Here is a 16,089-nt window from a genome sequence, read left to right as displayed (position 1 = left end):
CGCGCGGCGGGTCGTGGGCAGCCGTTGACCCGGGAATGTACGGCACGGGACGGCGCGGCCGGGTGGGTGTGAAAGATCTACCTGACTGACCCTTTTATGAGCTTATTTAGGTCAATTAGCGGACATGGGATGACGAATGCCAATCGCAGCGAGGAAGGAGCGGTCGTCATGGCTGAGATGTCGCCCATGGGGCCCCGTCCGGGTGACGAACGCCCGGTGCTGACGGACCGGCAAGGGCATCCGATCCAGGACAACCAGAACCAGCGCACCGTGGGCGCGCGCGGGCCCGCCACGCTGGAGAACTACCACTTCATCGAGAAGATCAGCCACTTCGACCGGGAGCGCATCCCCGAGCGGGTCGTGCACGCCCGGGGCATCACGGCCTTCGGGTACTTCGAGGCGACCGGCCGCCTCGGCGACGAGCCGATCTCCCGGTACACCCGGGCCAAGCCGTTCGCCGAGCCCGGCAAGCGGACCGAGGTCGCCGTCCGGTTCTCCACCGTGATCGGCGGGCGGGACTCCTCGGAGGCCGCGCGCGACCCCCGGGGCTTCGCCGTCAAGTTCTACACCGAGGACGGCAACTGGGACCTGGTCGGCAACAACCTCGCGGTGTTCTTCATCCGGGACGCGATCAAGTTCCCCGACGTGATCCACTCCCTCAAGCCCGACCCCGTCACGTTCCGGCAGGACCCGGGGCGGATCTTCGACTTCATGTCGCAGACGCCGGAGAGCATGCACATGCTCGTCAACCTCTTCAGCCCGCGCGGCATACCGGCCGGCTACCGCCACATGCAGGGCTTCGGCGTCAACACCTACCGGTGGGTGAACGCGGCCGGGGAGACCCACCTGGTGAAGTACCACTGGCTGCCCGAGCAGGGCGTGCGCAGCATGACCGAAGCCGACGCCGCGGTCGTGCAGGCCGGGGACGTCGGGCACGCGACCAGGGACCTGCGGGAGGCGATCGAGCGCGGCGACCACCCCGCGTGGCGGCTCATGGTGCAGATCATGACCGACGGCGAGCATCCCGAGCTGGACTTCGACCCGCTGGACGACACCAAGGTGTGGCCCGAGGACCGGTTCCCGCCGCGGCTCGCCGGCCGGATGGTGCTGGACCGCAACGTCCGCAACTTCTTCGCCGACAGCGAGCAGATCGCGTTCGGCACGGGAGTCCTGATCGACGGCCTGGACTTCTCCGACGACAAGATGCTGGTGGGACGCACGTTCTCCTACAGCGACACCCAGCGCTACCGCGTCGGCCCCAACTACCTGCAGCTCCCGGTGAACAGCCCGAAGAACGCCGAGGTCCGCACCAACCAGCGCGACGGCTTCATGGCCTACGACCAGGGCGACGCGGGCGAGTCCCCGCACGTCAACTACGAGCCATCCATCCTCGGCGGCCCCCGGGAGGCCCCCGCGCCGCCTCACGAGGAACAGGGCCCGTTGATCGTCGGCCGTCTCACCCGCAGGCGCGTGCCGCGCACCGACGACTACACACAGGCCGGCCAGCGCTACCTGCTGATGGAGCGATGGGAACGCGACGACCTGGTCCACAACCTGGCGGAGGCCCTGCGCCAGTGCGCGCGCCCCGTCCGCGACCGCATGGTCTGGCACCTCCTGATGGCCGAGAACGACCTGGGTCTGCGCGTGGGCGACGCCATAGGCATCTCCCCCGAGGACGTCATCCACCTGCCCCCCCTCCCCGGCCAGACCCTGACCAGGGAGGACAAGGACCGCATGGATCACCTCGGCAAGAACCCGCCCCGCGACGTCACCGGCCTCGTGATGACCCACTGCGTCCCCGACGAGAGGTTCATCCCGTGACGACCACCTGCCCGGCGCCGTGTACGGCGGCCGGCCGGTGAAGCGGTGGGGCGCGGGGCGGTGAGGGTTGGCGGTAGCGTGCACGCATGAGCGGGGTACGGCGGCAGTGGAAGGTCCGGCGGGAGTTCACCGTGGCGAAGTGGGCCGCGGCCGTGGGGTTCGCCGTCATCGCGGCCGTCTTGCTGGCCGTGGACCGGCGCGGGATGCTGCTGTGCGCGGGCGGCGCGGTGCTGCTCGGGGGATTCGCGGTACGGGACACGCTGGCGCCGATACGGCTGGCGGCGGACGACCTCGGGCTGACCGTGGTCACCGGGATGGCGGGCAGGCACCTGGTCCCCTGGCGGGACGTCACCCACATAAGGGTCGCCAGGAACGCCCGCTACGGCCTGCGCTGGGACATGCTGGAGATCGAGACGGCCGAGAACCTCCACCTGTTCTCCGCCCACGAACTCGGCGCCCCCTGCGTCTCGGTCGCCGAGGAGCTGTTCCGCCTCAGGCCTCTGTGATCACTTGAGCGGGTCGTGCCCCCAGTTCATCAGCGACCGCCGCCACCGCGTGTCCGTCACGTCCCCGCCGGGTCGCTGCGTCAGGTGCCGCCGCACATAGCCCACGACCTTCCGCATGTGCGCGTAGTCGTCGTCCGACAGGTCCTGGTCCGCCTCCCGGAGGATCGTCACGATCCGCCGCCCGGACCGGTGCCCGGTCGTCTCCCCGCCGCCGGACCGCTCACCGGCGTCCCGCGACTCGGCGGTCGCGAGCCACCGCTCCAGCTCGGCGGGCGCCATGTTGACCGCCTCCCGGAACTCGGCGGCGATCCGGCCCTTGTCCGAAGGCATCGTTCACCTCGCCTCAGGGGTCTTCTCCGGCTTCTTCGTCATACCGGCGGCCCTACCCACGGCTCCCACCCGCTTTAGACCACTGAATGCCGATAAATCGGAAACAGTGCGCCCGGGTCGGGGAGCCGGCCCGCCGTCGCGGGTAAAGGCCCAGTGTGGACCTGGCTGCCGCGGCGGACGAGCTCTACGGCCTCCCGCCCGAGGAGTTCACGGCCGCGCGCACCCGGATGGCCGCCGAGGCCAAACAGGCGGGCGACCCCGTCCTGGCCAAGGCGATAACCGCCCTGCGGCGCCCCACCGTCTCCGCCTGGGCCGTCAACCTCCTGGTCCGCGCCGCGCCCCCCGAACTGGACGATTTGCTGGACCTCGGCGAGGAACTGCGCGCGGCGTGGGCCGCCGGAAGCCACGTGACCGGCCTCGACCAGCGCAGGACCGAACTCATGGCGACCCTGGCCCGCACCCTCACCACACTGGCCGCCTCCACCGGCCGCCCCCTGCGCGACCCCGCCTCCCGGGAGGCGGAGGAGACCCTCTACGCCGCCACCATGGACCCGGCGGTCTCCGGCGACGTCCGCGCGGGCCGCCTGGCCCACCCCCGCAGGCACGCCGGCTTCGCCCCCGCGGGCCCGCCCCCCTCCACGCCGCCGGAGGCACGCGAGCCCCCGGAGGCACGCGAGCCCTCCGGCAAAGGCACGAGGTCCCGTGAGGAGCAGCGCCGCCAGAAGGAGGAGCAGCGCCGCAGGGAACGCGAGGAACGCGCGAGGGCCGCCGCGGAGGAGGCCGCCGCCGGCCGCGCCCTCGCCGAATGGCGCACCGAGCTGGACGACGTCACCCGCGAGAGAGCCGCCGTCGCCGCCCGGGCCGACCGCCTGCGCGCCGAACTCCACGACGTCCTGGCCCTCCAGGACTCCCTGGCCAAACGCCTGGCCATCGCCGAACGCGAACACTCCCGCGCCGCCCACCGCGCCGCCGAGGCCCGCCGCCGCGCCGCCGCGGAGTAGACCGGCGGAGCGCTAGTGCTGGACGGCGGCGTGCCGGCCGTGGTGGTCCAGGTCGCCGAGGGAGTCGGTGAGGACGCGGCGGTGGGTGAAGCGCCAGTTGCCCTCGTGGCGGGTGAAGCGGTCGTGGTAGCGGCCGCTGGCGACCGGCTGGAGGGGGGAGCCGGGGGGTGACTGGAGGACGGTGAAGTAGGAGCGGGACGTGGCGGTGCCGGCGGCCTCGTCGACCTCGATGATGACGTTGGTGGTGACGTGCCTGGTGTGGGGGGTGCCGTCGTGCGTCGTCAGGGTGTCGTAGGCGAACCTCACCGGGACCTCGCTGCCGCTGATCGGCGCCTCGTCGTCGAGGGTGAGGGTCGCGTCGGCGAGCAGGTCGCCGAGGGCGGTGTAGTCGCCGTGGTCGACGTGCTCGGCGTAGGTGGCGATCAGGTTCTCGATGACGCGGTCGCTCGGCTGGGCGGCGACGGCGGGGGCCAGGTCGTCGGCGTCGGGGATGCTCGCGTCGCGGTACGGGGGGTGGTGGCGGGGGATCAGCACGGTGAAGACGGCGCCGATCACCGTGACCGCGGCGCTGATGATGAAGGTCAGGCGGAAGCCGGTGGCGCTGGTGGTGGTGACCGGGCCGGCGGTGACGGTGTGGGCGGCCATGACGGCGCCGAGGACGGCGCTGGCGGCGGTCGAGCCCAGGGTGCGCATCACGGAGTTGAGGCCGTTGGACGCGGCGGTCTCCGAGGCGGGGACGGCGCCCATGATGAGCGTGGGCATCGCGGCGTAGGCGAAGCCGACGCCGAGGCCGATCACGGCGGCGATGAAGACCATGTGCCAGACCTCGGTCATCAGCACCAGGCTCAGGCCGTACGAGACGGTGATGATCACGACGCCGAGCAGCAGCGGCACGCGGGCCCCGCGCGCCTTGGTGAGCCGGGCCGCCACGGGGGAGGTCGCCCACATGACCAGGCCGCTCGGCATGAGGCACAGGCTCGCGACCAGCATGCCCTGCCCGAGGCCCACACCGGTGCCGGTGGGGGACTCCAGGATCTGCGGGAACATCACGGCCGTGCCGAAGAACCCGAAGCCCACCGTGATCGAGGCGATGTTGGTGAACAGCACGGTGCGGCGCGCGGCCACCCGCAGGTCGATGAGCGGGCTCTTGGCGCGCAGCTCGAACAGCCCCCACAGCGCGAAGATCAGCACGCTGCCGATGAGGCACCCGAGCGTGGCCGGGCTCGTCCAGCCCCACACGTTGCCCTCGGACACGCCGAGCAGCAGCGCGACCAGGCCCGCGGCGAGCCCGAGCGCGCCGACGGCGTCGAACGACCCGCCGCCCTGTGACGGGCCCGCGGGCACCAGCCGCCAGATGAGCAGGGCCCCGGCCGCGCTCAGCAGGCCGGACATCACGAAGAGCAGGTGCCAGTCGAGGTACTGCGCGATGTAGGCCGACAGCGGCAGCCCGACGGCGCCGCCCACCCCGAGGGTCGCGCTGACCAGCGCGATGGCCCCGCCGAGGCGGTCGCGGTGCAGGGTGTCGCGCAGGATGCTCAGCCCGATGGGGATGACGCCGATGCCGGTGCCCTGGAGCGCGCGGGCGGCGATGAGCGGGATGAGCGACGAGGAGAAGATCGCGATCACCGAGCCGAGCGCGACCAGGCCGAGCAGGATCAGGACGACCCGGCGCTTGCCGTAGAGGTCGCCGAGGCGCCCCGCGATCGGCGTGGAGACGGCCGCGGCGAGCAGCGTCACGGTCAGCACCCACTGCACGTCCTGCGGCGCGGCGCCGAGGATGGCCGGCAGCTCGGGGACCAGCGGTGTCACCAGGGTCATCATGAACGCCGCCACCAGCCCGGTGGAGGCGAGGGTGGCGACGACGGCTCTCTCGTTGACGGGCTTCGCCGGCGGTGACCGGTCCGGAAGCGGTGCGGAGCCGGTCTTGCCGTCGATTGCTGATGACACGCGTGAGTCCTTTCCCCGGGCGTGGGCGTGCGGTCCCGTTATGGGCTCGCGAACGCGCGAGGTCGATCTAAGATGGAAGTGGAGAACCCTCCACTTCATCGATGCTAAGTGGACACGCCTCCACTTAGCAAACCCGTTTCCCCGGAATTCACGGAAGGAGCGCCGAGTGGTCAACGCTCTCGACCCGGATCGCCCGCTGCGCTCGGACGCGCGGCGCAACCGTGACAAGATCCTCTCCACCGCGGTGCGCGTCTTCGCCGAGCACGGCCTGGACGCCAATCTCGACCAGATCGCCAAGGAGGCCGGGGTCGGCGCGGGCACGCTGTACCGCAACTTCCCGACCCGCGAGGCCCTGGTGGAGGCCGCGTACCGCAACGAGCTGGCCCGGCTGTGCGACTCGGCCCCCGGCCTGCTGGCGTCCATGCCGCCGCGCCAGGCGATCCGCGCCTGGATGGGCCGCTACATCGACTACGCCACCGCCAAGCTCGGCATGGCCGACGCGCTGCGGGCGGTCATCGACTGCGGGGGCAACCCCTACGCGCACAGCCGCGAGATGATGCTCGAATCCCTCTCGTCCCTGCTGGAGGCCGGGATCGCCGACGGCAGCATCCGCGCCGACATCACCCCGGACGACCTGCTCGCCTGCCTCGTCGGCATCGCCCTCGCCGCCCGCAAGCCCGAGCAGCGCGCCCAGGCCGAACGCCTCCTCGACCTGTCGATGGACGGTCTCTGCCACAAGACGCGCTGAAGCCGCCTCCCCGCCGGCCGGGCCGACGGGGAGACGGCATCGATGATCGGGACTACTGCCTGGCCACCAGGTGGTCGTTGCCGAGGTCGAAGTAGGAGAAGACGCCGAGGACGCCGAGGTCGTGCTCGAACGGCCTGCGCCAGTGCGGCACGTCGTAGCCGTGGAAGCCGCGCACCACGTGGTACTCGGTGGGCAGCTCGTCGAACCCGGCGGGCATCGGCCCGGCCTCGGCCACCAGCCGCTCCAGGTCGTCGTTCCTGGCGTCGCGCAGCGCGGGGGCGAAGCACATCGCGCCGAGGTTGCGGGTCAGCCCGAACGTGCAGGTGATCGTCGCCTTGATGGTGTCCCGGTGCAGGCACAGGTAGTCGCCGCGCCGGTAGTAGTTGTAGCTGCACTGGTAGGGGATGAGGCGTTCCCGTCCCGTGGCCTCGCGGATCGCGGCGATCGTGGCCCTCGCGGTGTGGAACGCCCGCAGGACCCGCCCTCCGGCGTGGTACCCGAAACGGGCCGGGGACGAGAAGCTGCCGTCGCGGAACTTCGCGACCCCCCTGCTCTCCTCCCACACCGCCATGGTCATCCCCGGCCGCAGCGCCTCGGACTCCGCGTGCAGCAGGTCCCAGAGCGCGTCCGGCACGATGCCGGGGAGATCCACACATCCGCGGGCCAGGACATCGGGCCTGATGGTCGTCGCGGTCATCTCGTCATCCTTAGGGCGCGGTGATTCAGTTCTGCACGGGCGCGGCGTCGTCCCAGCCGAAACCGCCGTGCACCATCGCGATCGTCAGCGCGGGAGCCGAGAAGCCGTCCCAGCCGAATCCGGAAAGAACGGCCACGACTGTCGCGGCCACCGCCAGCACGATCATGGAGTTCATCGACTTGTACATCTCTGTGGCCCCCTCGCATCAAACGATTGCCGTTCCACACTTTTTCTACAGCGGCACTAGCGCGATGGCAGCGGCTCGGCGGTGGCAAGAGACTGTAAGTGCAGGGACCGTCCACCGAGGGCGTCGCTGGCCGCTTGGTGTCATGCCGCCCCCACGGCAGGAAGTGACCACTTCCGGAGGGCGTACGCGCCGGTCAACGATGACGACGTCGGCAAACAGCCGGCAGCAGCCCAAGGAGGATCCCATGCCGTCTCCCGAGGAGTTCGAAGACCTGGTCGCCGCCATGGCCGCGTCCGAGCCCGAGCTGACCCCCGAAGAGACCGACGAGGACGACAACGGGTCGGTCGCCTGGTACATCGCGTACACCACGTTCCGCAACTAGGACCAGGCGCGGTGCTCTTGGGGTTTCCCGCTGATCACGGGAAACCCCGAGGGCGCCACCGGCCGGCCGTTTGGGAGCCTTCATCTCCGAGGAGACGGAAAATGACATACCTAATCCCCGACGAGAACGTCTTCCAGGGAATCAAGGTTCTGCTGGACGATTACGTGCTGGTGAGAAACGACGACACCTTTCTTATCGCCTACACCCCCGACAGCCGCGAGCCCGCCGCGTGGATCGCGCTGGCGCTGCGGCAGCGCGGGTTCTCCGCCGACATCGTCCCGATGCGCCCGCTGCGGGACGCGGAGTTCGCCGGGCGGTTCGCCGCGGCGCTGCCCGAGCCCGCCGACGTGCCGGGACGGCTGGTCGTCTTCACTCTGGAGCGGGACACCATGTCCCACTTCCCGGTCTTCGAGCCGCTGTTCGGCCGGTACGGCGTCGACCGCACCATGGTCGTGCGGATCATCAGCGCGTCCACCGAGTTCTTCACCATGGCGCTCAACGTGACCCCGCCGGAGTTGTCGGCGCTCAACGCCTCCCTGCTCAACCGGCTCACGCCGGCCAGGAAGGTGCGGGTGACCACCCGCGGCGGGACCGACATGACGGTCGAGCTGGACTCCGAGCGCTTCCAGTGGATCAGCAACCGCGGTTTCTGGCGCCCCGGCGGGTTCACGATCCTGCCCGCGGGCGAGATCGCCACCTACCCGGCCCGCGTCGACGGCGTGTTCGTCGCCGACGGCGCCTTCAACGCCAACATCATCACCTCGCTCAACGCCCGGCTGGCCGGCCACCCGGTGCGGGTGGAGCTGGAGAACAGCGAGGCGACCTCGCTGACCTGCGCCGATCCCGAGCTGGAGGAGATGTTCCGGCTGTGCCTGCGCAGCCCGCACGGCACCAGCGTGGGGGAGTTCGGCCTCGGCACCAACCACGGCATCGAGGAGTTCATCCCCGCGAACTCGCACATCAACGAGCGGCGCTGCGGCGTGCACCTCGGCTTCGGCCAGCACAACCAGAGCCTGGAGCGGGTGCCCTACGTCGCGGAGATCCATCTCGACCTCATCACGTCGGGTGCGACGGTCTGGGTGGACGACGACCCCGAGCCGATCGACCTGACCCGCGTGCGCCCCACCTGCCAGCCCCACCCGGCCGACGCCCTGGACGAGGACATCACCGGCGACTGCTGCGGATTCGGCTACAAGCAGCTGCAGACCCTGGCCGCCTGCCCGGCCCCCGGCGCCCCGGTGAGGATTCCCCGGTGAGCACCCCGGACCCGTCACAGGACCTCGCGGACCGCGGATACACCGTGGTCCGCGGGGTCCTGGACCCCGTCGAGGTGGAGTATGCGCGGGAGCGGTGCGGACGGCTGCTGAGCGGCGCGGGCGCGAAGGAGCTGACGACCTCGGGCTTCCTCGCCGAGGAGTTCCTGGCCGGGATCGTGCTGCGCGACCGCGTGCTCGCCGCGGTGCGCATGGCGGTCGGTCCCAGTGCCGTCCTGTACCCGAGCTGCACCGCCCGCAAGGACATCTACGTGCCGTGGCACGTGGACTCGGCCTTCACCGGGCCGGGCGCGGCGTACGTGTGGGAGCCGGGCTTCGCGCACGTGCAGTGCGGGCTGTACCTCCAGGACAACACCCCCGAGACCGGAGGCGGCATCGACGTGGTGCGTGCCTCGCACCTGATGGCGTTCGACGGGTACGGCAGGCTGCCGGCCGACTTCGAGACGGCCGCCCACACCGTCGGCGCGAGCTCCCTGTGCGAGACCGTGGACACCCGGGCCGGGGACCTCGTCGTGTGGCACGCCCGACTCCTGCACCGCAGCACCGTGGCCCTGGGGGAGCCCCGCGGGGAGAAGTTCGGCGTCTTCTTCTCCTACGCCCGCGAGCACCTGCGCGACAACCACCGGTTCCTGTGCCGCATCGCGGAGGACTCGGTGCGCACGATGAACGGCGTCTCCCGCACCGTCCCCCGGCTCGCGGAGATCGCGCGCCTGCGCTACCCGGCGGACTTCCCCGCCTGGTTCGTCAAGGAAGCCGAGCACGCCGGAACCAAGGTCGTCACCTTGTGAGCGGAGAGGCCGCAGCCATGACAACGGTCCAGGCACCCGAGACCACCGGCCTGGTCGAGCCCTTCCCGAGCCCCGGCTTCCGGGCGCTGTGGGCGGCGACCGGGGTGTCGCAGGTGGGATCCGCGGTGAGCATCGTCGCCATCCCCCTCGTCGCGGCGGTCACGCTGCGCGCCACTCCCGCGCAGATGGCGTGGCTCGGCGTGGTCGAGCTCGTCCCCTCGCTGCTGGTCCGGGTGCCCGCCGCGGCGTACTCCGACCGGCTGCGCCGGCCGCGGGTGCCGGTGATGGTCGCGTGCAACCTGCTGCAGACCGGGATCGTCGGGCTGATCCCTCTGCTGTGGTGGCTCGGCGCGCTCGACCTCACCGTGCTGCTGCTGCTCGCCGGGACCGCCTCGGCCGCCCTCGGCGTGTACTCCTCCCTGTCCAGCCCGCTGCTGGTGAGCGTCGTGCCCGAGCCCCACCTGGTCACCGCCAACGGCAGGCTCTTCGCCACCCGCAGCGCCGCGGACATCACCGGTCCCGCCATCGGCGGCGGCCTGCTCGCCGTGCTGTCCGCGCCGCTGGTCGTACTGGCCGACGCGCTGTCGTTCCTGCTGTCGGCCGCGCTGCTGACCCGCGTCAGGGAACGCCCCCCGGAAGCCCGGGACGCCGCCGCGGGCGCGCCGCGCGAGGGGGCCGCCGCCGTCCCGCGGCTCGCCCTCGCGCTGATCCGGCGCTCGTCGGTCCAGGCACTGGTCGCGGTGGCCGTGGCCAACGGCATGACCCAGGCCGTCCTGGTGCTGTTCCTGCTGCGCGAGCTGCGCATGCATCCCTCGGCCCTCGGCGTGCTGCTGGCGTTCGGCGCGGCCGGCGGGGTGGGCGGCGGCCTGCTGGTCGGCCGGCTCATGGCCCGTTTCGGCCCCGGCCGCACGATGGCGATCGGGGCGGTCACCACCATGGGCTCGCTGGCCCTGCTGCCGTTCGCGGCGCCCGGCGTGTCCGGCGCGGCCGGCCTGGTCCTGTTCGAGCTCGGGGGGAGCTTCGGGGGGACCCTCATGATGGCCACCCTGTACGGCGGCCTGCAGGCCGCCGCGCCACGGGACCGCGTCGCGCGGGTGATGGCGCTGTCCGGGGTGATGCTCCAGGTGGCGGCGTTGTGCGGGGTCTCGCTGGGCGGCGTGGCCGGCACGGCGCTCGGGCTGCGCACCGCGATGGTGGCCGTGTTCGGGCTCATGCTCGCCGGCCTGGTCCCGCAACTCGTCCGCTGGGCGGTGGCTCGCTGGGCCGTCGACCCCGCCGAACTCCGATAACCGGCATGTACCTCGTGGTGGTCACCGTCGAGCACCCCGAGGGCGGGGCGCCGCCCGCCGAGCGGCTGCGCCGCGCCGTCAGGGAGAGCGCGGCCGCGTCCGACCGCCTCCAGCACGCCTACCTGGAGGCCGACGGGTGCCGGATCAGCTTCTGCCTGTACCTCCAGGCCCCGACCCGGCTGGAGGCCCTCAGCCTGGCCGACCAGCTGTGCAGGCGGACCATGGCCTCGGTGGCGGACACCCCCCGATGGCGGGTCAGGTCCACCTACATCGGGCCGTGACAGCAGCAGGTCCCGGGCGGGCGGGACCGGTCAGGTGAGGTCGTCGGAGTCGATCCAGCCGCGCAGCACCGCGCGGGCGCCCGCCTGGAACCGGCTGCGGGCGGCGAGCCTCGTCAGCAGGTCGGACGCCACCCGCCGCGCGGTGCGCACGGACACGCCGAGCCGCCGGGCGATCACCTCGTCGGTGTAGCCGTCGGCCAGCAGTATCAGCACCTGCCGCTCCTGCGCCGACAGGCCCTCCTCGTCCCGCCGCCGCGCCACGCCGAGCGGCGACGCGCTCTTCCAGATGGCGTTGAACAGCGCCATCAGCCCCGCCACCACCCCGGGGCTGGAGATCAGCATGGCGACACCCGCCGTGCCCTCGGGGTCGATCGGCACGACCGCCGCCTTGCGGTCCACGATCAGCATCCGGATCGGCAGCGCGGGCACCGTCCGCACCTCGCTGCCGAGCCCGCTGAGCCAGCCGGCGTAGTCGAGCGTCGCCTGGTCGTTGCGGACGCTGTCCAGGTAGACGGTGCGCAGGTGCACGCCGCGGCCGATCGCCTCGGCGTCGAGCACCCGGCTGGCCGCCAGGCCCTCGGGCGACTGCGCGCCGCCCGGCATGAACGAGCAGGCCTCCCACTCGCAGCGGTCCGCCAGGTCCTTCAGCCGGTCCCTGATGGTGTCGATGCCCTCCAGGCGCTCCGCCCCGAGCTCGGGGCCCTTGGCGCGCGACTCGGACCACTCGGCCAGGAACTCGGTGACGGCGGCCCTGCACTGCTCCACCGCCTGCTGGCGGCGGGCCATCTCGGCCTCGTGCCGGGCGAGCAGCACCGACAGCCCGATCTCGGGGCTGACGGCGCGCAGCGACTGCCGGTCGGAGGACGCGCGGACCAGCGACACCCTGGCCAGATCGTCCAGGGCCCCCCGCAGTTCCCCGATGTCGAGGCTCAGGGTGCGGGCGAGGCCGTCGAGATCTTCTTCGGGGTTCTGGAGCATGGCCAGGTAGACGGACTCGGCCGTGCCGCTCAGACCGAACACCTCGAACATCGTTCCCCCAGATTGCGGTCTGGTCCGCGCGAGAAGCGTCACGTCCGGCGTCGCGGGAGATGCCTTGGGGGGATCGTAGATTACGCTGCAAGGTCGGTCGATATTCGATGGACCCGCAGGTTACGTAATTTACGGGGATTTATCACAATTTCCGGGAGGCGGGGGCCTGCTGGTCGGCGGCAGCGAGATCACGCAGATGGTGCGCCTCCTCGATGCCGTACGTCGCGGTGCCCTCGGCGATGAGCCGTTCGATCTCCGCCTCCGGGTCGACCAGCAGCAACCGCTCGGCGAGCGCCTCCGCCACCGCCCCGAGCCGGCGGACCGCCGCCTCCTCGTCGCGCAGGCGCGGGTTCTCCCAGAACTCCGGGTCGGCCAGCACGATGCGGTCGACGACCGACTGCAACAGGTCGGCCCACCTGCGGGCCTTCACCGTCACCGACACGTGCAGCGACATCCGGTCCCCGGCCTGGGCGACGTGCGGGGAGTTGTACGGCATGTAGAGCATGTCGCCCGGTTCGAGCGTCGCCTCCAGCACCGGCGGGCCGAGCGCCGCCTCGTCGAACCCGCGCCCCCCCTCGCCGGGACGCGGGTCCGGCAGCGGCCAGACCTTCCACAGCTTGCTGCCGTGGACCTGGATCACGAACACGTCGGTCGGGTCGTGGTGCGGCGACAGCCCGCGCCGCCCGGCCGGGGTCAGCAGGCCGACGATCTCGGCGCGCGAGGCGAACACCGTGGTCATGATGCGGGCCAGCGCGCGGAGGTTCGGCCGGTGGTGGTTGAGCGCGCCCCAGGTCAGCGTGGCCCCCGAGCGCACCAGCATGGCCACGCGGTCCGGCAGGACCCGGTCGGCGACATGCTCCTCCTGGACGATGACGGGCTCGGTGTACAGCGCGCGCTGGACCTGCCTGCCGTTCTTGGCGACGTCGAAGTAGGGCGGCCGGATCGCCTCGGACGTCAGCATCGCGTCCAGGTCGTCCAGCGACAGCAGGTCGCGCGGCGAGGCCCGCAGGGCGCCGCGGCGCAGCAGCGGGCGCCGGTTGAAGTACTCCGCGAAGAACGTGTCCTCGTCCCCGACGAGTTCCCTGAAAGTCGGCACGTACATCGTCAATCCCTCTTCTCACCGTTCTCACTGGCGATGTGGCCGTCCGCGCCGCGGACGGCGGCCGGCACGACCGCGCCGACCTCGGCGGCGACCCGCGCGGCGTCACCGAGCAACACGATGACCGCGCGCGCGGGGGTCAGGTAGGTGGCCGCGGCCCGGAACACGTCGCCGGCGCTCGCCGCCGCGAGGCCGTCGGCGTGGGCGGCCAGGTAGTCCAGCCGCAGCCCGTGCCCGGCGAGGTTGCCGGCGAGCCGGGTCAGCCCGCTCTGGGTGGACATGCCGAGCACCAGCGAGCCGAGCGCGTACTCCCGGGCCTGCTCCACCTCGGCCTCGGCGGGCGGCTCCCCGGCGATCTTCTCCAGCTCCCGCAGCGTCTCCGCCAGCGCGGGGCCGGTGACCGCGGTGGCGACCTCGGCGGCGGCGACCAGCGTGGATCCGGCGAGCGCGTGCTCGATCACCGAGGACGGGCTGTAGGTGTAGCCCTTGTCCTCGCGCAGGTTCTGGGTCCACCGGGACGAGAAGTACCCCCCGAAGATCAGGTTCGCCAGCTGGAGCGCCGCGTTGTCCGGATGGCCGCGCCGCACCGCGGGCAGCGCCACCCGCAGCGACGACTGCACCGCCGCCGGGCTGTCCACCAGCAGGGCCGCGCCGGGCACAGGCGCCGGGATCCGCGGGAGCCGTTCCCCGGCCCCCGCGCCCGTCCAGCCGCCGAGCCGCCGGGCGGCGACGGCGAGCGCGTCATCGGGGTCGTGGTCGCCGACCAGCACCAGGAAGGCCTCGCCGGGCACCACCCGGCGGGCGTGCAGGGCACGCAGGTCCTCCGGGTGGACGCCGAGCACGTCGGGCAGGCGCGGGATCTGCGTGGCGTACGGGTGGCCCTCGTAGATCCGCTCTCGCAGCGCCATCAGCACCCGCTGGGTGGGGCGGCGCAGCCGTATCCGCAGCCGGTCGGCGAACCGCTCCCTGGCGGTGCCGACCTCGCCGTCCGGGTAGGCGGCGCCGGCCAGCACCTCGGCCAGCAGCGCGAGCAGCTCGTCCAGCTCGGTGCCGAGGGCGCTGCCGGTGACCAGCAGCCGGTCGGGGTCGGCCTGCGCGCTCAGCATGCCGCCGACGCGCTGTAGCGCCGAGGCGAGGCCGGTGCCCGAGCGCTCGCCGGTGCCGGAGAACAGCGACTGGGCCAGCACCGCTGACGAGGCGGGCGCGACCCGGGCGAACGGCACCCACAGCCGCAGCTCCACCAGCGCCGCGCCGGGACGGCGCACCGCGATCACGGTCAGGCCGCCGGGGAGGGTGAGCTCGGCCTGCTCGGGGACGGCCAGGCGGCCGAGCCGCGTCAGCGCGGGCAGCGTCATCGTCCGCCACCTCCCGGGAGCACGTCGATCCGGGCGCGGCCGTGCGGGCGCAGGGCCGCGGCGGCGGCGCGGACGCCGTCCGCGGTGACCTCGGCGAGCAGTCCCGGCAGCTCGCGCAGCAGCCCCGGATGCCCGCGTTGCAGCTCCCACACCCCGAGCCGCACCGCGCGGCCCACCACCGGGTCGCACTCGCGCAGCACCCGGGTGACCATCCGCGCCCGCACCCGGGCCAGCTCGCCGGGCACCAGGCCGTCGGTGGCGAGCCGGTCGAGCTCCTCGTCCACGACCGCCAGCACCTTGTCCGGGTCGCCGCCGCCCGGCAGGTGCGCCTGAAGCACCAGGGCCGTCGGGTCCCGGGTCTCGAACGGCTCACGCATGAAGCCCACGTAGCCGCCCACGTTGGTGACCATCCGCTCGCGCAGCGCCAGCCGGTCCGCCAGCCGGGACGACTCCCCGTCCGTCAGCGCCGTGGCCAGCGCGATGTACGGCAGGTAGCCCGGCATGTCGGCGATCGGGTCCGGCACCCGCCACGCCGCGGCCACCGCCGGGAGCGGCGCCAGCTCGTCGGTGTACGCGGCCCTCCGCTCCCGCGTGAGCGGGGGTTCGGCGAAGCAGGGCCGCTCCGGCGCCGGCCGGGCGGGGACGTCGCCGAAATACCTCTCCACCAGCCGGGCGGCGTGGTCGGGGTCGAAGTCGCCGGACAGGCTGAGCGCGGCGTTCCCCGCCGCGTAGTACTTGCCGAAGAACGCCGTGGCCTCCGGCAGCGCCGCCGCCTCCAGGTCCGCGAACGAGCCGTAGCCGTCGTGCGCGTTGGCAAAGGTGCCGAACATGACCGGCGGCAGCTTCAACCAGGGAAACCCCCCGTACGGCTTGCCGAGCACGTTGACCCTGATCTCTTCCTTGACCACGGCGATCTGGTTACGCAGGCTCTCCTCGGTGAGCAACGGCCCCCGCATCCGATCCGCCTCCAGATACAGCACCCGTTCCAGCGCACCGCTGGGCACCAGGTCGTTGTACTCGGTGTAATCCAGATGCGTCGACCCGTTGAACGTCCCCCCCGCCCCCTGAACAAGCCGCGAATGCGCGGCCCTGTCGAGATTGGCCGACCCCTGAAACATCATGTGCTCAAAGAGATGCGCGAACCCGGTCCGCCCCTCAGGCTCCGACCGCATCCCCACGTCATACACAACGGCCACCCCCGCAACCGGCGCACACCGATCAGGATTAAGCACAACCCGCAGCCCATTAGCAAGCACAAACCGCTCAACCCGCTGCCCCGACCCCGGCACCCGCACACTCTCTGACGCGATCACCCCCCCCCCCCCCCCCCCCCCCCCCCCCCCCCCCCCCCCCCC

At 72.3% G+C, this 16,089-nt stretch carries 17 protein-coding genes; 9 read left to right on the top strand and 8 right to left on the bottom strand.

The features are described from left to right. Window positions 1-168 precede the first annotated feature (168 nt). Window positions 169-1,821 (top strand): catalase, encoded by a 1,653-nt coding sequence (locus ACFP1K_RS36475; RefSeq protein ID WP_380762159.1) that lies wholly within the window; start codon window positions 169-171, stop codon window positions 1,819-1,821. 86 nt (window positions 1,822-1,907) lie between these two features. Continuing rightward, window positions 1,908-2,327: a PH domain-containing protein gene (locus ACFP1K_RS36470; RefSeq protein WP_380762157.1), complete on the top strand. Its 420-nt coding sequence runs from the start codon at window positions 1,908-1,910 to the stop codon at window positions 2,325-2,327. Here the strand turns inward: ACFP1K_RS36470 and ACFP1K_RS36465 are convergent, their stop codons facing one another. Next, on the bottom strand, window positions 2,328-2,657 hold the full coding sequence (locus ACFP1K_RS36465; RefSeq protein ID WP_380762155.1) for a DUF3140 domain-containing protein: 330 nt from the start codon (window positions 2,655-2,657) through the stop codon (window positions 2,328-2,330). A gap of 155 nt (window positions 2,658-2,812) precedes the next feature. Here ACFP1K_RS36465 and ACFP1K_RS36460 point away from each other — a divergent pair, with 155 nt between their 5' ends. Further along, window positions 2,813-3,658: a hypothetical protein gene (locus tag ACFP1K_RS36460; protein ID WP_380762153.1), complete on the top strand. Its 846-nt coding sequence runs from the start codon at window positions 2,813-2,815 to the stop codon at window positions 3,656-3,658. 12 nt (window positions 3,659-3,670) lie between these two features. On the opposite strand, the gene ACFP1K_RS36455 is transcribed toward ACFP1K_RS36460, so the two are convergent. After that, window positions 3,671-5,605, bottom strand: a complete 1,935-nt coding sequence (locus tag ACFP1K_RS36455; protein ID WP_380762151.1) for an MFS transporter — start codon at window positions 5,603-5,605, stop codon at window positions 3,671-3,673. A gap of 166 nt (window positions 5,606-5,771) precedes the next feature. Here ACFP1K_RS36455 and ACFP1K_RS36450 point away from each other — a divergent pair, with 166 nt between their 5' ends. Continuing rightward, window positions 5,772-6,353 carry a TetR/AcrR family transcriptional regulator gene (locus ACFP1K_RS36450; protein WP_380762149.1) on the top strand — a complete coding sequence of 194 codons (582 nt, stop codon included), beginning with the start codon at window positions 5,772-5,774 and terminating at the stop codon, window positions 6,351-6,353. A gap of 52 nt (window positions 6,354-6,405) precedes the next feature. Here the strand turns inward: ACFP1K_RS36450 and ACFP1K_RS36445 are convergent, their stop codons facing one another. Both ACFP1K_RS36445 and ACFP1K_RS36440 read right to left on the bottom strand, forming a co-directional pair. Continuing rightward, window positions 6,406-7,050, bottom strand: coding sequence for a hypothetical protein (locus ACFP1K_RS36445; RefSeq protein ID WP_380762147.1), 645 nt, complete (start codon window positions 7,048-7,050; stop codon window positions 6,406-6,408). A 25-nt stretch (window positions 7,051-7,075) separates the two neighbouring features. After that, the gene (locus tag ACFP1K_RS36440) at window positions 7,076-7,237 is read right to left on the bottom strand and encodes a hypothetical protein (protein ID WP_380762145.1); all 162 of its coding nucleotides are present in this window, start codon (window positions 7,235-7,237) and stop codon (window positions 7,076-7,078) included. Window positions 7,238-7,481: 244 nt separating this feature from the next. Between ACFP1K_RS36440 and ACFP1K_RS36435 the strand changes: the two genes are divergently transcribed. The 5 genes from ACFP1K_RS36435 to ACFP1K_RS36415 all read left to right on the top strand — a co-directional run bounded on the left by ACFP1K_RS36435 (window position 7,482) and on the right by ACFP1K_RS36415 (window position 11,251). Next, entirely contained in the window at window positions 7,482-7,619 is a 138-nt protein-coding gene (locus tag ACFP1K_RS36435) for a hypothetical protein (protein ID WP_380762143.1), read from the top strand. Window positions 7,620-7,720: 101 nt separating this feature from the next. Continuing rightward, on the top strand, window positions 7,721-8,875 hold the full coding sequence (locus tag ACFP1K_RS36430; protein WP_380762141.1) for a hypothetical protein: 1,155 nt from the start codon (window positions 7,721-7,723) through the stop codon (window positions 8,873-8,875). After that, complete coding sequence (locus tag ACFP1K_RS36425) at window positions 8,872-9,681, top strand: phytanoyl-CoA dioxygenase family protein (RefSeq protein WP_380762139.1); 810 nt, start codon at window positions 8,872-8,874, stop codon at window positions 9,679-9,681. Before ACFP1K_RS36430 ends, ACFP1K_RS36425 begins: the two co-directional genes overlap by 4 nt. A gap of 17 nt (window positions 9,682-9,698) precedes the next feature. Then, window positions 9,699-10,970 carry an MFS transporter gene (locus tag ACFP1K_RS36420; protein WP_380762137.1) on the top strand — a complete coding sequence of 424 codons (1,272 nt, stop codon included), beginning with the start codon at window positions 9,699-9,701 and terminating at the stop codon, window positions 10,968-10,970. Between the two features lie 5 nt (window positions 10,971-10,975). After that, the gene (locus ACFP1K_RS36415; protein WP_380762135.1) at window positions 10,976-11,251 is read left to right on the top strand and encodes a hypothetical protein; all 276 of its coding nucleotides are present in this window, start codon (window positions 10,976-10,978) and stop codon (window positions 11,249-11,251) included. A 30-nt stretch (window positions 11,252-11,281) separates the two neighbouring features. Here ACFP1K_RS36415 and ACFP1K_RS36410 read toward each other — a convergent pair whose 3' ends face one another. From ACFP1K_RS36410 to ACFP1K_RS36395, 4 genes are all read right to left on the bottom strand, one after another. Further along, a complete protein-coding gene (locus ACFP1K_RS36410; RefSeq protein ID WP_380762133.1) occupies window positions 11,282-12,280 on the bottom strand; it encodes a LuxR C-terminal-related transcriptional regulator in 999 nt (332 codons plus the stop codon). 142 nt (window positions 12,281-12,422) lie between these two features. Next, window positions 12,423-13,382 carry a JmjC domain-containing protein gene (locus ACFP1K_RS36405; protein WP_380762131.1) on the bottom strand — a complete coding sequence of 320 codons (960 nt, stop codon included), beginning with the start codon at window positions 13,380-13,382 and terminating at the stop codon, window positions 12,423-12,425. Window positions 13,383-13,384: 2 nt separating this feature from the next. Further along, a complete protein-coding gene (locus ACFP1K_RS36400) occupies window positions 13,385-14,734 on the bottom strand; it encodes a M16 family metallopeptidase (protein ID WP_380762129.1) in 1,350 nt (449 codons plus the stop codon). After that, entirely contained in the window at window positions 14,731-15,966 is a 1,236-nt protein-coding gene (locus tag ACFP1K_RS36395) for a M16 family metallopeptidase (protein ID WP_380762127.1), read from the bottom strand. Before ACFP1K_RS36395 ends, ACFP1K_RS36400 begins: the two co-directional genes overlap by 4 nt. Window positions 15,967-16,089: the final 123 nt, after the last annotated feature.

The organism is Sphaerisporangium aureirubrum, assembly GCF_042658925.1.
Taxonomy (GTDB): Bacteria; Actinomycetota; Actinomycetes; order Streptosporangiales; family Streptosporangiaceae; genus Sphaerisporangium; species Sphaerisporangium aureirubrum.
The sequence above is the reverse complement of the archived record's forward strand: the minus strand, read 5'-3'. Positions and strand labels throughout refer to the sequence as shown.

Excerpts from the sequence above, each read along its gene's own strand:
- ACFP1K_RS36475 (WP_380762159.1), top strand. The coding sequence starts at position 169 with ATGGCTGAGATGTCGCCCATGGGGCCCCGTCCGGGTGACGAACGCCCG.
- ACFP1K_RS36470 (WP_380762157.1), top strand. The coding sequence starts at position 1,908 with ATGAGCGGGGTACGGCGGCAGTGGAAGGTCCGGCGGGAGTTCACCGTG.
- ACFP1K_RS36465 (WP_380762155.1), bottom strand. The coding sequence starts at position 2,657 with ATGCCTTCGGACAAGGGCCGGATCGCCGCCGAGTTCCGGGAGGCGGTC.
- ACFP1K_RS36445 (WP_380762147.1), bottom strand. The coding sequence starts at position 7,050 with ATGACCGCGACGACCATCAGGCCCGATGTCCTGGCCCGCGGATGTGTG.
- ACFP1K_RS36440 (WP_380762145.1), bottom strand. The coding sequence starts at position 7,237 with ATGTACAAGTCGATGAACTCCATGATCGTGCTGGCGGTGGCCGCGACA.
- ACFP1K_RS36435 (WP_380762143.1), top strand. The coding sequence starts at position 7,482 with ATGCCGTCTCCCGAGGAGTTCGAAGACCTGGTCGCCGCCATGGCCGCG.
- ACFP1K_RS36430 (WP_380762141.1), top strand. The coding sequence starts at position 7,721 with ATGACATACCTAATCCCCGACGAGAACGTCTTCCAGGGAATCAAGGTT.
- ACFP1K_RS36420 (WP_380762137.1), top strand. The coding sequence starts at position 9,699 with ATGACAACGGTCCAGGCACCCGAGACCACCGGCCTGGTCGAGCCCTTC.
- ACFP1K_RS36415 (WP_380762135.1), top strand. The coding sequence starts at position 10,976 with ATGTACCTCGTGGTGGTCACCGTCGAGCACCCCGAGGGCGGGGCGCCG.
- ACFP1K_RS36410 (WP_380762133.1), bottom strand. The coding sequence starts at position 12,280 with ATGTTCGAGGTGTTCGGTCTGAGCGGCACGGCCGAGTCCGTCTACCTG.
- ACFP1K_RS36405 (WP_380762131.1), bottom strand. The coding sequence starts at position 13,382 with ATGTACGTGCCGACTTTCAGGGAACTCGTCGGGGACGAGGACACGTTC.
- ACFP1K_RS36400 (WP_380762129.1), bottom strand. The coding sequence starts at position 14,734 with ATGACGCTGCCCGCGCTGACGCGGCTCGGCCGCCTGGCCGTCCCCGAG.